The sequence below is a fragment of the Endozoicomonas sp. ALB032 genome, assembly GCF_049310125.1.
Taxonomy (GTDB): Bacteria; Pseudomonadota; Gammaproteobacteria; order Pseudomonadales; family Endozoicomonadaceae; genus Endozoicomonas_A.
In genome coordinates this window covers 632,344-648,712 of record NZ_JBLYNW010000001.1, presented here as the reverse complement: position 1 = coordinate 648,712, position 16,369 = coordinate 632,344, and the positions used below count along the sequence as shown (strand labels likewise).

At 49.7% G+C, this 16,369-nt stretch carries 3 protein-coding genes; all 3 read left to right on the top strand.

Annotated elements, in window-relative coordinates:
- Positions 1–126: 126 nt before the first annotated feature.
- A complete protein-coding gene (locus ACO6VG_RS02035) occupies positions 127–7,500 on the top strand; it encodes an AAA family ATPase (protein ID WP_422472443.1) in 7,374 nt (2,457 codons plus the stop codon).
- 63 nt (positions 7,501–7,563) lie between these two features.
- Positions 7,564–7,866, top strand: coding sequence for a hypothetical protein (locus ACO6VG_RS02030; RefSeq protein WP_422472441.1), 303 nt, complete (start codon positions 7,564–7,566; stop codon positions 7,864–7,866).
- A gap of 627 nt (positions 7,867–8,493) precedes the next feature.
- Complete coding sequence (locus tag ACO6VG_RS02025) at positions 8,494–16,254, top strand: AAA family ATPase (protein ID WP_422472439.1); 7,761 nt, start codon at positions 8,494–8,496, stop codon at positions 16,252–16,254.
- Positions 16,255–16,369: the final 115 nt, after the last annotated feature.

Below are 16,369 nucleotides of genomic sequence, written 5' to 3'. Positions count from 1 at the left end.
CGTTTGGTCTTGATGAGTTTTTCGAGATCGACTACTTCCTTCAATGCTTAACGGCTTATTATTCAAGCGGAACTTCCATCCTGTCTGAAGGTCATATCATTAAACATTTTCAATGCAGTCCTTCAGATGACAGGAGAGAGATTGATTGTGGATGGTCGGATTAATGAGAAAATAAACAACTCCGTGGTTAACACTGGTGTACGAGACAATGGCGCAAAACTGGATTCATGGTCAAAGGCTGTACAAATCTGCCCTGAAATAACCGCCAAACTCAACAGATCGTCAACTCCGATAACATCGCCTGATAAAGCGAGAACCGTATCCTCACACTCAAAGACCCCTCATGCCTTTGATTTTCTTTTTGTTGCCAGTGATGATGAGGTTCGTCAACTTTTGTTTACCCGAACCGGTGATGAGCATCAGGATGTCACCCTTATTTCCCATCCCGATGATCTCTCACAGGCTAATCTGGTGACCCGGTTGAGCATTTCCGACGATGGTCGCCACGCCCTTCGTTCAGGCAAGCTGTTCGAGGGTTCAAGACCATTAACACTGGTGCTGGATATCCGAAAGCTCACCAGCGGGGATCTGTCAAAATTCAACGATCTACTGGATCCGGATAACCCCTGTCTGTACGACAATGTCAGCCAGAACAAACGTCCCCTGGGGGAGCATGTTTCCTTGCTGGTTCTGGCAGACCCCACACAGTTAGCATCGGCTGGGCAGCGTGACGAAGCAGCGGGGGCCGATGCACCGGGGGCTGATTTCTGGCGCCGAATTAATTGCCCGGAAAATACCTGGCAGTTCAACGCACAAAAAGCCAAAGTCCCTCCTGTATTGGCTGAGCTCCCCCCTGCTGAAAGCGCTGTGGATGACGACAATATCCTTCTTATTGATTGTCACCTGCACAGCAGCTGGCGACAGTTGCTGCTGGGCGGCCCTGGAGTGGATAAAAGGGGACGAATCCGGCACATCCCCGGCAAGCTTGAATCATTAAAGATCGGACAACGGGTAATATTGAAAGGAGCCAACTGGAAGGATCTGGCATTTGAACAGACGATGCGACAAATGCTGGCGCAAAAGTGCTTTGAGAGCAATGGCAAGATCTGTCATTTACCCGACGATGTTCAGTTTTATCAGATGCCGGTAGGGGATGAAGAGCTTCATTCACTGTTCCGGGCCCTGTCCCGCCCTGATGAGGCAGGACTTTCCCATAACCCACCGGGAAACCTGATCATTATTAACCAGAGTAATATTAGCGAATGGCTGAGCCCCGTTGCCATTAACCCGGAAGGTTATGCTGCGCCTAACACCCGCTTGCTGGAACAGGTTATGGCGGGCGGTGCAGTCACCGTAAGCTCAGCTCTTAATGAAGCCCTCTGGTTTCGTTTGCTGGGTTCACTGCAGACGATTCGCGAGACAACAGGTCTGGAGCCCCGACTTCAGGTGGCTCATTCAAGACAGCAGCCGAAAGCCCTGGGATTAGCAGAAAACGATGAGCAGCCTCTGTCCATCCCACAGGAAAAAACCGGAGACCAGGCTGCCTTTGAAACCGTCATTTATCAGCAAAATGCCCAGGCACGCCATTGGATCAATGATCACCCGAAAGCACCTCTGGTCATTCAGGTCAATGAGCAGACAAGCTTCAGCCAGCTATTTGACAATATCCATATAACCTCGGAACAAAAAGCCCATTTTGGGCGATGTCAAAGTGATTTCCAGAAGGCATTAACCGCTGGTAAGCCGGTAGTCATCCTGGGACTCGAGAGTAATCCCGCACTTGCGCAGCTTCTGGAGCCCCTGGTTGTTGGGCAACCTTTGTTGGTAAGTGGCCAATTACAGGCCTACCCGGACGCTCATGTCACCCTACTCTGGCCTGAGTCTGCGAAAAGCCCCTCTTCAGTATTGAGCTTGATGGTTGCCATGGGTAAACCCTGTCCTGAGGTTGATATCTGGGAGAGCAATGCCCTCAGGCATGGTATCCACCGGGCTGAGCTGCCAGAACAAGTGCTTAATGAAGTTTACGAAGCCTTTGAAACCGTACCCGGCGGCCTTTGTAAACCTCTGCCTGAAATCACCGAAGGCTTGTTGAATAACCTGATACTCGCTGCCCGCAGAGCACAACAGGTTGACCAGTCGACACTGCTCCTGCCCTGCCACTGGCGAAAGGCCATCAACAGTGTCGTCACTCATGGCGCCCGGCAACATCCATCTGTGCGTGATTTTATGAAAGTGGCTTGTTGGCACTTGCTACCGGATAAGACGCTGGATATCAATAAAAAGCCAAATGAGAATCAAGCTGCATGGGTAGACCCGGATCGCTTGCATGAGATCATCATTAGTGCCCCACGGTTGGATAGAGAGTTTGTGAAGGAAAACCTTTGGCAACTGGCCAGAGCCTTTGACCCGGCAGTATTTAAAGCCCAGCAATTACGACTGAGATATGGCAGTCCATTTCCACTGAGCAATCAAGAAGAAGCTCTGGACAGACTCTGTGCCCTGATTGCGGCTCACGGGCCTGAAGAAAAACGGGATGCAATGGCGTATCAGTTGGAAGTCGATCCGGCGACAGCAGAGCTCTCTCAACCCTTAGCCATCAGGCCAGCAAGACAGATTAAACGTTTGCAGGATGCACTGGCTTGTGGCTGGCTGTTAATTTTGCCAGCGGGGCAGATCCGATCCAACGTCATTCACGCCCTGGCCACTGATTGTTTCCATATTGCCAGGGGAGAATATGTCACTGAGAATCCTGACGCAGAGCGCATTGAACGCATAGAAAATCGACTGTTTGAATCAATGAAATGGACGGGTTCCTATGATCAGTCCCTGTCAGCACTGGCTCATGATCTTTATCACGGCGAGATGGGTCAGAAGGATCGTGAAAGTCGTCGATTATCCCGACTCCATGACCGGCTTACTGACTCTCCCGTTATATTCCTGCAGGGGGAAACCGGCACCGGAAAAAGTTACTTTTCTGCCAAAGTGGCCAAGGCTTCAGGCCAGGCTGCGATCATTTCCCTTGGACCTTGTGACAGCGAACAGACCCTGATGAAACGCTGGCAGTGGCAGAAGCACGCCGATGGCGACCGCTCTATGAAGCTGGAAAACCGGACGTTGATGGAATGGGCCAGGACCCGATCCGACACAGACGAAGGCTGTGTCGGAGGAAACTTTATCACCCTGGTGCTGGATGAAGCCAATCTGGCCAAAGCCGGATCGCTGGCGTCATTGAACGGTTTGTGGGAACCGCAACCCTGCATCTATGTAAATGGTCATCCTGTCAGGGTCAGCGCAAAACACCGGGTAATTCTCACCGGCAACCCGGATCATTATTCCGGGCGCCAGCTGGACCCAGTCCTGAAAGAGAAACTGCCCAGGGCTTACTACCCTCGGTTAGACCGGGCATTCCTTCGGGACAGAGTGGTGGAACCGGCTCTGTTCAATCAGTTACAACGATATCTGACAGGACCTCAAATAAACAAAATTCTACCCAGTGCTGCCGGGAGTGTGATGACACTCTGGCAATATTATCAGGAACTGTTACCAGAGCATGAGTTTACCCCCAGGGATTTAACCGATATTTGCAGTTGGGTGGGCTGGTATCTGGATCGTGCGTTATCCAAAGGAGACCGTGTTAGCTGTGCGCAAGTGAACAGTTTGATCCAGCAAAGTTTCCGGGATCTACTGGGTCCCGAAATCAGCGAGACTCAACAGGATGCCCTTTCGGCACTGGAAATCTGGTTTGCTGCCCGTTACCCACTGGACAACACATTGAGCGACAACGTTCGTATAAAAATCCTGAACGATATACAGCAGCCCTTCATGCAATTCGCTGAAAAAAACCGACCTGAGTTTGATACCTCCGGATCGGCAGTCTGTGAGCTGGTGCAACGGCTGGGACAGGATTTAAGTCGCTGTCAGCAAGCTTATCATCGCAAGATAAAACACGGCGGCCGTCAGGCGACGCTGATTGAAGGCCCGGCTGGACGGGGTAAAGATGCGACGCTGAACCTGATGATCGAAAGTGTTAAACAACAGGCTGAGAAAAAGGGAGAAACCATGCCAGAGATATTTCTCCTGAATGCTTGTGATTGTTCCTGGGATAAAGTGTGTGAAGCGATCCAGAAAGCAAAAGTGCAAGGCGGTATTCTGGTAATTTCGGAAATGAATCTGATCGACAGCCAGCATCTGGAAGGTGAGTTGAACGATATTCTGGCCGGTGATGCTCATCCGGGCTTCCATCTGTTTGCCACCATCAACCCGCCTGAGTACAGCGGGCGAAAGCCCCTATCACCGGCTCTGAAAGGCCGTTTCAGACATTTGCCGATCCGGCAGTATAAGCAGACCGAATTGCAGACCATTGCCGAAAAAGTGTTGCCTCAGACCACGGAGGGGAAATTCGCGGCTGAAAGACTGACTCAGTTACATTGCCGATTAAGGGCTTACCTGCATCGAAAAAACCTGCCGTTGCAGCCGACCAGCCTTGATCTGCAGAATGTTGCCAGGGCTGTTACCAGAGGGTGCGATTTTAGTGAAAACGGACTGCATCAATGCCTTGATAAGCACTACCGGCTTTACCTGATGGCAGCCAACCTGTCGCTGGAGAAACTGCCAGAATCATCGGCTCTCGTCATAGGTAAAAGCAAGCTTGATTCTGAACTTTGCTATTGGTTCAACCAAAGGGTACCGGGCATTAGTCGTCCGTGGTTGATACGACGCAGTGATATCAACAGTATTGATGAAAACAATCATGAGATTCGTATTGAGGCTGAGTTGAGTAAAGAGGAAGCCAAAACGGAAATTATCAAAAGGGTGGCCAGAGCCAAATGGCAGGCATCCGGTCTTTCCCTGAAGCCGGATGAGTCGGACGATATTCTCACCCGTGCACTTTACCGACACTGGCAGCGACGCTGGTTTACTCGTGAGTTTGGTCGCACGGGCGTGGACGCCAATAACCTGTTCCCTCTGACAGGAGAACAGGAACAAACGCTGAAAATATCGGCTTGCCTGCCTTATGTTCGGAAGGCTGATGAGCTGATAAGGGCGTGGAACGCCAATGAAGTTCAATCATGGCCTGCGTTTTGGCAACAGATAAGTGATCTGCCGAACCATTGGCTTGACAGTTCTGAAAAATACAATCCGGAAGTCCATGAGAAAGAGGCTACAGCATTGGACCAGGAAACGAACTATTCGCACCTGGAGCGGCGGCAAGTTGTCGATCATAAAATTTTTGATACAGAGAGCTTTCCTACCAATATGTATCGCTGGCAGGCAGAAGATATTTATGTGACCGCCGAGGGTGATATCAAACTGATCGATATTAATGATCAACATATTCAGGGAGTTGAAACCCTGATACCTGACAGTTTACCGGGGCCTGACCAGGAAGTGACACTAGCCGGCGATCAAACACTGGCGACCCTGATCATCCCATTGCACAAGGGTCGATGTACCTTGCCCAGCCTGAGGGCTAACGACTATATCGTCACCCTGCGTATAAAACCCGAGTTGCCATATAATCTGACCAGGGATCGATATACTGGTCTCCACACACTGTCTGTTCCTGAGGCCGAACCCTTCCAGAGTATTGAAGCTGCCTATGTCGTAGAACCCAGAGAAGCGGGCATGAAAACACCCGCCAAAGTAGCCCTCCCGAAACAGGCAACACGCTTTGACGCCCACTGTTCAGAAGGTATGAAAACTGTACTGGACCGATTGTTCAAGACCATTGAAGGCCTGCAACAACCAACCGCAGAACAGCTGCCTTTATGGAAAATCAAAAACGCTAAAAACACGACGCAACGCATTGAGGCGATCAAGGACTATTGCCAACAGTTCTCCGGTAACGCCGTAGCAGAGAGCAATGAAAATTTCTTTCAATTCCTGGTAACAAAACGGCAAGGAAGCTGTCGTCATCGTGTGCCTGTTTTTGTCGCTTTATGTCGCTATTTCGGGATTCCGTGTCGGCAAATTGGCAACCTTACTCACGCCTTTGCCGAGTGTTCCATGGATAGCGGCCAAACCTGGGAGTCAGTGAATTTGCTCGGGGCGCCTGCCGAGGTGACAGAAACCCCGTCTGTCTTCCAGCCTACCAGGAGGGTCAGTGGTTCTGGCACTGAGTCAAAGAAACTGAAGGAGCTCCTGAAAGGTGCTGACCTGGCACAACAGCAAGCTCTGGCTAGCTCCTGCGGCATCAGCATTGGGGAACTGAACAAAGCCCTTGAGACTAACGGTGCATTGCCAAAAGGCAGTCTAAGCAGCTCCGATATGGTAGACAAACTTTGGCAGGAAGGAGATTTAGCCAGTTTTTCCATGGGTGTCTCAATATTATTGGAAAAAGAAGCATTAAGATATCGCGACAGGATTTTGATCGCTGAGGTCTATAACAATGATGAGAATGAACATACAACGATGTCGGATGCAGTAAGAAAAATATTGTCCAACGATAATGCCGATCAGGTCATTGGACAACTCAAGTTATTGTACTCAAAAATAATTGCTCAGGGTGGATCAATCCCAACAAGGTGGTTGAGATCAATGAATAGTTTATTGGATAGCAAATCCCTGGCCATACCTCCGTTTATTCGCCTTGCCCATGAAGCCCTGGTATCGGGTTGGTTGGATCCACTGCCGATCTACTATAACCATGTTATGAATGCCGCTCAGCATCATCAGCTATTAGCGCGTCTGGAAAGCATCGATGAATTGAAGGTAAATGCTAACCATTGCCTGAAAAAGTGGTATACGGAATTATTCTCCAGGGAAAAAAACAGCCATGAATGGCGATACATTTTTGGCTATTTACAAAACTACGAAGATTATTCCTTTTTCGTCACTCATTGTCATGGTGGGTTTTCGCCACTCCTTGAAAATAAAATGGCCCACTCATCCTTACAGACCGCCTGGACGGACGAACCTCAGGGAGTTCCGAATATTGAACGAATGCTGGTGCATCAGCCCGCCTTTGCGCGGTTAAACCCTGGCACGGCGAACCACCGTCCGGTGATTATGCTGGGGCGACCTTTATGGTTCGACTGCGGGTTAATTGAAAAGGCCGGGGCTCTGATCCAACTAAAAGCTGAGAATAGCCCGAGCTTAAAGCAGTTATTGGAAGACATCAAAGAAAAACCTGATGAGGAATCATCTGACCTTTTGGAAAATTTTAAAAAACAATGCTGGGAAGCAATTAAGCAAGCCTTCAGTCATTATCTGTATGGAGTGGCAAACTCGAACGGCGGTTGCTTAACGTATTTTTGGACCAATGCTTACGCCGGGCCACACTCCTGTGGCGCTCATGATCCATCCTCTCCAGCAGAGCTGCATGCCATGATGTTAGAAATTGGTACCAACTTCTTTTTTCAGAAATTTATCAGGGATGACTACATAAGGCAGGCACTCAACGCCAGTAATGCCCTGGTCCTGAAACCCAATGAACTGACAAAAATTGCCGGAGAGTTTTTGGACAGCCTGAATTTGAATTCGTTGTCTGAATCTTTTTAAAAGCCTTGACATCACACCCTCGAATGGAGGGTGTCGCAAAACTCTCTCCAGCGTGGGAACGAGTTGACTCCCGTCATTCCCGGCTTCATTCCCGTCATTCCCGGCTTCATTCCCGTCATTCCCGGCTTCATTCCCGTCATTCCCGGCTTCATTCCCGTCATTCCCGGCTTCATTCTCGTCATTCCCGGCTTCATTCTCGTCATTCCCGGCTTCATTCTCGTCATTCCCGGCTTCATTCTCGTCATTCCCGGCTTCATTCCCGTCATTCCCGTCATTCCCGGCTTCATTCTCGTCATTCCCGGCTTCATTCTCGTCATTCCCGCGAAGGCGGGAATCCACACTGACTCACCACCAGAACCATACTGACCGGTGTCCCCCTGGCCTTGTCATCCCCGAGAAGGCAGAGATCCACCGTTGGCGCTGGATTCCCGCCTTCGCGGGAATGACGACCTCAGAGCATGGGAACGAGTAGAGTTTTTGGACAGCTTGAATTTGAATTCGTTGTCTGAATCATTTTAAAAGCCTTGACATCACACCCTCGAATTGGAGGGTGTCGCAAAACTCTCTCCAGCGTGGGAACGAGTTGACTCCCGTCATTCCCGGCTTCATTCCCGTCATTCCCGGCTTCATTCTCGTCATTCCCGCGAAGGCGGGAATCCACACTGACTCACCACCAGAACCATACTGACCGGTGTCCCCCTGGCCTTGTCATCCCCGAGAAGGCAGAGATCCACCGTTGGCGCTGGATTCCCGCCTTCGCGGGAATGACGACCTCAGAGCATGGGAACGAGTTGTTGGGCTTTTGCGACACCCTCAGAGCGTGGGAACGAGTTTTACGAGTTGTTGGAATTTTGCGACAGCCTCGAATGACGGGAGTGAAACTGGGAATGATGGTTGCGGCTGCCTATTTAAATGGAACTTACGATCAATTTAAAGGTCAAATTATCAGATAACTTCAACTTGATTCTTCAGATAGCAGTGGGGAGATTGACTATGGATGGTCAGATTGACGAAGGTAGAAAAAAAAACGCTCTGGATCCAAACCTCCTTGATCATGGCGCGGCAGCCAAGATGGCAAAGCTGGATTTATCATCAAAGCAAAAGAAGGCTGTAAGAAGCTGCTCTGAAGTAAGGTCCAGAATAAAGAGATCGCCATCTTCGAAAACCTTGCCTGACAGACCAAGAACCGTATCCTTATTGGATTCAAAGCTCCAAAAGCCACCTCATTCCTTCGATTTTCGTTTTGTCACCAGTGATGATGAAGTTCGACAGCTCCTGATTGCCAGGACCTGTGATGAACATCAGGATGTTACTGTTATTTCCCATCCCGATGACCTCTCACAGGCTAACCTGGTGACCCGGTTGAGTATTTCCGACGATGGTCGCCACAGTCTCTATCCGGGCAAACTGTTTGAAAGTTCCCAGCCACTGACTCTGGTGATGGATATCCGAAAGCTCACCGGCGAAGAACTGCCTGAATTTAACGACCTGCTGGACCCGGATACCCCCAGTCTTTACGACAAACTCAGCCAGAAGAAACGCCCTCTGGGTGAGCATGTTTCTTTGCTGGTCCTGGCAGACCCTGCACAGTTGATATCGGTTGGCCAGTGTGAGAACGCATCGGGGGCCGATGCACCGGGGGCTGATTTCTGGCGGCGAATTAATCGACCGGAAAATACCTGGCAGTTCAACGCACAAACTGGCAATGGCCCGTCAATGGATATCGACGAGATTGCTCCGCTATTGCCTCAACTCCCTGCTGCTGAAAGCGCTACGAACGAAGACAATACCCTTGTTATTGACTGTCACTTGCACAGCCACTGGCGACAGTTGCTGCTGGGCGGTCCCGGTGTCGATCAACAGGGACGAATCCGGCACCTCCCCGGCAGACTAGAGCTATTGCGGGCCGGACAACGGGTCATTCTGAAAGGAGCCAACTGGCAGGATCTCGCTTTTGAACAGACGATTCGACGGATGCTGGCGCAACAGTGCTTTGAAAGCAATGGAAAGATCTGTTCTTTACCCGACAATGTTCAGTTTTATCAGATGCCGGTAGGGAGCGACGAGCTTTATTCACTGTTCCAAAGCCTGTTCCATTCTCCTGACAAAGAAGGCGACAAGGAAGGTGAAAAAGCACTCGATAAGGAGCCCGCATCAGGCAACCCGATCATTATTAACCAGAGTAATATTAGCCAATGGCTGAATCCTGTTGCTATTGTTCCACAAGGCTATGCAGTCCCTAACACCCTTCTTGTGGAACAGGTTCGGGACGGTGGAACTGTCACCATAACTTCTCCCCTCACTGAGGCACTTTGGTTCTGTTTGCTGGGCGCACTGCAGACTATTGGCAAGACGACCGGCCTGAAACCCCGACTTCAGGTGGCCCATACAAGACAGCAGCCGAAGGCACTGGGATTGAAAGAGAGCAATGAACATCCTTTGTTCAGAAGCCATCAGCCACAGAAAAAAGTCAGAGATTATCCTGCCTTCAGAACCTTCACTTATCAGCAATATGCCCAGGCAAGTCATTGGATCAATCATCACCAGAAAGCAGCTCTGGTGATTCAGATCAATGAGCAGACGAGCTTCAGTCAGTTATTCGATAATATCCATATCAGCTCGGAACAAAAGGCACATTTTGGACGACAGCAGAGTCCATTGCAGGAGGCATTAACCGCTGGGAAGCCGGTCGTTTTGCGGGGGCTGGAAAGCAATCCAACGCTTCAGCAGCTTCTGGAACCCCTGCTGGTTGGACAGCCTCTGTTGGTGAATGGCCAATTACAGGCCTACCCGGACGCCCGTGTCACCCTGCTCTGGCCCGAGTCTGCGAGAAGCTCCTCTTCACTATTTAACACAATGGTCGCCACGGCTGACTGCTGTCCTGAGGTCGATTTCTGGGAGATCAATGCCCGCAAAAATGGTCTCTCCCGGACTGAGCTGCCGGAACGAGCGCTTAATCAACTTTACGAAGCGTCTAAAACCGTACCTGGCAACCTTTGTAACCCTCTGCCTGAAATGACCGAAGGCTTGTTGAATAACCTGATACTGGCTGCCCGGCGGGCACAGCAGGTTGACCAGTCGAAACAGCTTTTACCTTGCCACTGGCGCAAGGCCATTGATAGCGTCATCACTCATGGCACCCGTCAGCATCGGCCAGTGCGGGATTTTATGAAAGTGGCTTGTTGGCACTTGTTACCGGATAAGGCAGCGGATGCTCATAGGAAGCCGGATAAGGATCAAGCCGCCTCGGTAGACCCTGAACAGTTAAATGCCATCATCAACAGTGCCCCGAAGTTGGACAGAGCGTTTGTGAAGCAGAACTTCTGGCAACTGACCAGAGCCATTGATCCGACAGTATTTAATGACACTGAATCCAAAGGATTACTTCTGTCCTATGGAAGTCCAATTTCATCGTCAGATAAGAAAGGAGTTCTGGACAGACTTTGTGCCCTGCTTGTGGCCCATGGTCCTGAAGAACATCGACAGGCAATGGCGTATCAGTTGGGAGTCAATCCGGCGGCAGCAAAGCGATATAGACAGTTAGCCATCAGACCATCAAGACAGATTAAACGTTTGCAGGATGCATTGGCTTGTGGCTGGCAGTTAACTTTGCCGTTGGGGCAGACTCGATCCGATGCCATTCAGGCTCTGGCCAGCGATTGTTTTCACAGGGCCAGAACAGCGAATTCCAAGACAGAAGGCATTGAACGCATAGAACATCGACTCTCTGAATCACTGAAATGGACGGGCCCCACTGATAAGCCCTTGTCAGCACTGGCCCGGGATCTTTATCGCGGCAGGGTGAGTCAGAAGGATCGCGAAAGCCGTCGATTGTCACGACTCCATGACCGGCTTACAGACTCTCCTGTTATCTTCCTGCAGGGGGAAACCGGCACCGGAAAAAGTTATTTCTCAGCGAAGATGGCGAACGCTTCAGGACAGGCGTCAGTGATTTCCCTTGGACCTTCTGACAGCGAACAAACCCTGATGAAATGCTGGCAGTGGCAGGAACACGCCGATGGCGACCGCGCTATGGTGCAGCAAAACCGGGCGCTGATGGAATGGGCCAAGACCAAATCCAACAAACACGCTGAATACATTACCCTGGTTCTGGATGAAGCCAACCTGACCCAAGCCGGATTACTGGCCTCATTGAACGGCTTATGGGAACCGCAACCCTACATCTATGTGAATGGTCATCCTGTCGGGGTCAGCCCAAAACACCGGGTGATTCTCACCGGTAACCCGGATCAATACTCCGGGCGCCAAATGGACCCGGCCCTGAAAGAGAAACTGCCCAGAGCTTACTACCCACGCCTGGATCAGGCATTTCTTCGGGACAGGGTGGTGGAACCGGCCCTGGTCAGGCATTTACAACGGCATCTTTCGGGGCATCAAATAAACGACACTGCACACGACGCCAGCAAAAATGTGATGGCACTCTGGCAATATTATCAGGAACTCTTGCCCGACCATGAGTTTACCCCCAGGGATTTAACGGATATCTGCAGTTGGGTGGGTTGGTATCTGGATCGTGCGTTATCCAAAGGAGACAGGGTTACCTGTGAGCAAATAAACAGTTTGATCCAACATAGTTTTCGGGACGTACTGGGGCCGGAAATCAGCGAAACTCATCAGGATGCCCTGTCAGCACTGGAAATCTGGTTTGCTGTCCGTTACGAACCGGAGAACAGCCTGAGCGACAGAGTTCGTAACAAGACGCTGTCAGATATTCAGAAGGCCTTCAGAACAGTCAGCAAAACAATACGACCAGACTTTGATACTTCCGGATCGGCAGTCTGTGAACTGGCGCAACGGCTTGGCCAGGACTTAAACCGCTGTCAGCAGGCTTATCATCTCGACAGAAAACACGGCGGTCGTCAGGCAACACTGATTGAAGGCCCGGCTGGACGGGGTAAGGATGCCACGCTGAACCTGATCATTGAAAGTGTCAAACAGCAGGCTGAACAACGGCAAGAATTGATGCCGGAAGTCTTTTACCTGAATGCCTGTGATTGTTCCTGGGACAGAGTGTGTGAAGTGATCCAGAAAGCCAAAGTGCAGGGTGGCATCGTGGTGATTTCGGAAATGAATCTGATCGACAGCCAGCACCTGGAAGGCGAATTGAACGATATTCTGGCCGGTGACGCCCATCCGGGCTTCCACCTGTTTGCCACCATCAACCCGCCTGAGTACAGCGGGCGAAAACCCTTATCACCGGCGCTGAAAGGGCGCTTTCGACATTTGCCCATCCGGCAGTACAACCCGACCGAATTACAGAACATTGCCGAAAAAGTGTTGCCAGAGTCTTCTCAAGGGAAATTCGCCGCTAAAAAGCTGACAGAGAAACATTGTCTTTTAAGGGCTTACCTGCAACAGAAAAACCTGCCATTGCAGCCTACCAGCCTCGATTTACAGAATGTCGCAAAGGCTATTACCAGAGGGGGCGATTTTACCGAAGACAGTCTTCATCAATGCCTCAATAAGTACTACCGGCTCTATCTGATGGCCGCCAGAATATCGCTGGAGGAACTGCCCGAGTCCTCGGCTCTTGTCATGGATAAAGGAGAGTTTGATTCTGAACTTTGCCGTTGGTTCAACGAAACGGTACCGGGCATAGATCGACCCTGGTTGATACGGGGCAGCGACCACAACAGTATTGATGGAAAACATGAAATTCACATCAAGACTGATCTGACTGTAGAGGAAGCCAGAGCGGAAATTATCAAGGAAGTGGCTCAGGCCAGATGGCAGGCATCTGGTCTTTCTCTGGAGCCGAAGAAGTCGGACGATATTCTCACAAGGGTACTGTACCGACGCTGGCAGCAACGCTGGTTTGAAGGTGTGTTTTGCCAGATGGGTGTGGGCGCTGATAGCGTATTTCAACTGACGGAAGAAGAGAAACAAACGCTGACATTATCGGCTTCCCGTCCTTACCTTCATGAGGCTGACAGGCAGATAAGTGCGTGGAACGCCAATGCCGTTCAATATTGGCCTGCGTTCTGGCATCAAATCAGTCATCTGTCGAAGCATGGTGTGGACGATCATACTAAAAAAGCGGTAGCCATCGGCGGTAATAAGGCTCCTGAAAAACGCATTCCAGATATAAGCGGGGAACAGACTGAGTTCCTGGACCGGCGCACGAACTATAAGCACCTGAAGAAGTCACAAGTTGACGATCATATGATTTTTAATACCCATTACCCCACTTCCCCAATGTATCGCTGCCAGGCAAAGAATATTGATGTGACTGCTGAGGGTGATATCGAAGTGAGCGAGATCAGTAAGAACATTCTGGGGGTCGAAACCCTAACGCCTGAACGGTTACCGGGGCCTGACCAGGAAGTGACGTTAACCAGCAAGCAAACACTGGCCACCTTCATAGCGTCGTCAAACGATGGTCAATATGTATTACCCAGCCTGACGCCTGACGACTATATCGTGGCCCTGCGTGTTGAACCCGATCTGGCATTGAGCTGGCACAACTGGGCAATGAGTTTCTTCAGTCAACCTGTAGAACCCGAATATACCCTGCTCAGGGACCGATATACCGGACTTCATACACTGTCTATTTCAGAGGCCAAAGGCAAAAACACTCTTCGCATTGCTTATGTTGTAGAACCCGGAAAGCCTGGCGAAAAAACAGCGGCTAAAGAATTCCGACGAGCACAATCAACACTGTTTGACAGCCACTGTTCAGAAGGTATGAAAACAGTACTGGACAAATTCTTTGAGACTGTTGGGACTATTGGTGGACACCCAAGTATTAGTGGACACCCACACAAAATAGAGAAGCTTTTACGGACCATAAGAGACACTAAAGACACGACACAACGCATTAAAGCGATCACAAAGTATTGCCAACAGTTTTCCGGTGAGGCTAAAGCAGAGAGCGGTGAAAATTTCTTTAAATTCCTGGTAACAAAGCGGCAAGGGAGCTGCCGCCACCGTGTGCCTGTTTTTATTGCTTTTTGTCGTTATTTCGGGATTCCCTGTCGGCAAATTGATAGCTTCGTCCACAGTTTTGCCGAATATTCTGTCGATAAAGGCCAAACCTGGGAGACAGCGGATCTAGGCGGGGCACCTGACGAGAACAAAGAAATCCTGTCTCACTTCCAGCCCACCAGGAAAGTCCCAGGTTCCAGCACTGCAACAAAGAAGATTAAGAAACTCATGAAAGGGGCTGATTTAGCACAACAACAAACCCTGGCTAAAGCCTGTGGCATGAGCCTTGAGAAACTGAACAAAGCCCTTGAGAAAAAAAGTGTATTGCCAGAAACCCATCTAAGTATTCCCGAAATACTGCAGAACCTTTGGCAGAAAAAAGATTCAACTGGTTTTTCCATGGGCATGTCAACGATCGCTTTACCAGGAGAAAAAGCGTTGGACTATTACAGGGAGCCATTTAATCCGATATTGGAGGCAGTCAAACGCATGTTGTCCAACAATGATGAAGATCTGGTGATTGAACAGCTCAAGTCATTCCATTCAGAAATGATTGATCAGGGCGGAGAAAGAGCCCAAAAGTGGTTGAGCTTAATAGTGAATTTACTGAAACGCAGTAACTTAACCAGGCGTTCGGTTATTCACTTTGCCCGTGAAGCACTGGCATCGGGCTGGCTGGACCCACTGCCGGTCTACTCAGGGGATACTATAGAGGCCCATCAACATCACGATCTATTGCTGCTTCTGGAAGGAGTCGATGAACTGAAAGATAAAGCCGCTCTTTGCCTGAAAAAGTGGTATGGAGAATTATTGGCCAGAGAAAAAAATAGTCAGTTATGGCGGCTGGCTTATCAACGCTTTCGGCAAGTAAAAAGTAATGCCTTTTTCATCACTCATTGCCATGAAGGTTTTTCATCATTCCTTGAAGATAAAATCACCCGCACATCCCTAAAGAAAGCCTGGACGGATGAACCTAAGGGAATTCCGAATGTAGAAAGAATGCTTTTGCACCAGCCCGCATTTGAGCAAATAAACTCGGGTAAAGTGAACCACCGTCCGGTGATTATACTGGGAAGACTAAAGAACATTCGAGCGATACGTGAAAAGGCCGAAGCTCTGTTTCAACGGAAAGTTGAGAACAGCGCGAATCTGAAGCAGATGCTCGAAAAACTCAATCAATTCAATGAGGAGACACAACGACTCCAACATGAACTGGATAGTCCTTGTCCCGAAAGAGATCGTGACAAAAACGTGCCTTATGATGTTTCAGGCGATGATCTTATTGATAGCGATGATCTTATTGATAGCGATGATCTTGTTGATAGCGATATCGACAGCAATAGCGATATTGACTGTGTGGATATGGACGATAGTTCAAGGGACTCGTCAGGTGAGCAAGTTCAAGATCAGTCGTCATGGAAGAAAAAAGAGCTTCTGGGTCATTCTAAGGACAAATGCACACAGGCGATTATGCAGGCCTTCAGTCATTACCTTTATGAAGTGACACACTCGAACGGCGGTAGCTTAACCTATTGTTGGGTCGATGCTTACTTCGAGAATGATTTCAACTTGGGTCGCACCTATGGTGCTCATGATCCATCTTCACCAGAAGAGTTGTTTGCCATGATGTGTTGTATTCGTGGCGGATTCCTTAGCAAATCCGTTCAGGAAGATGGTAAGGATACCTACTTGAGGCAGGCACTCAATGCCAATAACGCTCTGGTGCTCAGAACCGATGAGATAACAAAAATTGCCGAAGAGTTTTTCAACACCCTGAATCTGGATTCGCTTTGTGACTCATTCATGTAAACCCGGGGCGTGTTTTCCTCTCTGATGACCAGTATCCATGCATATCTCATGAGGCCATCGCATCTGCCATGGTTGCGGCTGCCTGTTTAAATGGAACTTACGTTTAATCTGAAGG

Excerpts from the sequence above, each read along its gene's own strand:
- ACO6VG_RS02035 (WP_422472443.1), top strand. The coding sequence starts at position 127 with ATGACAGGAGAGAGATTGATTGTGGATGGTCGGATTAATGAGAAAATA.
- ACO6VG_RS02025 (WP_422472439.1), top strand. The coding sequence starts at position 8,494 with ATGGATGGTCAGATTGACGAAGGTAGAAAAAAAAACGCTCTGGATCCA.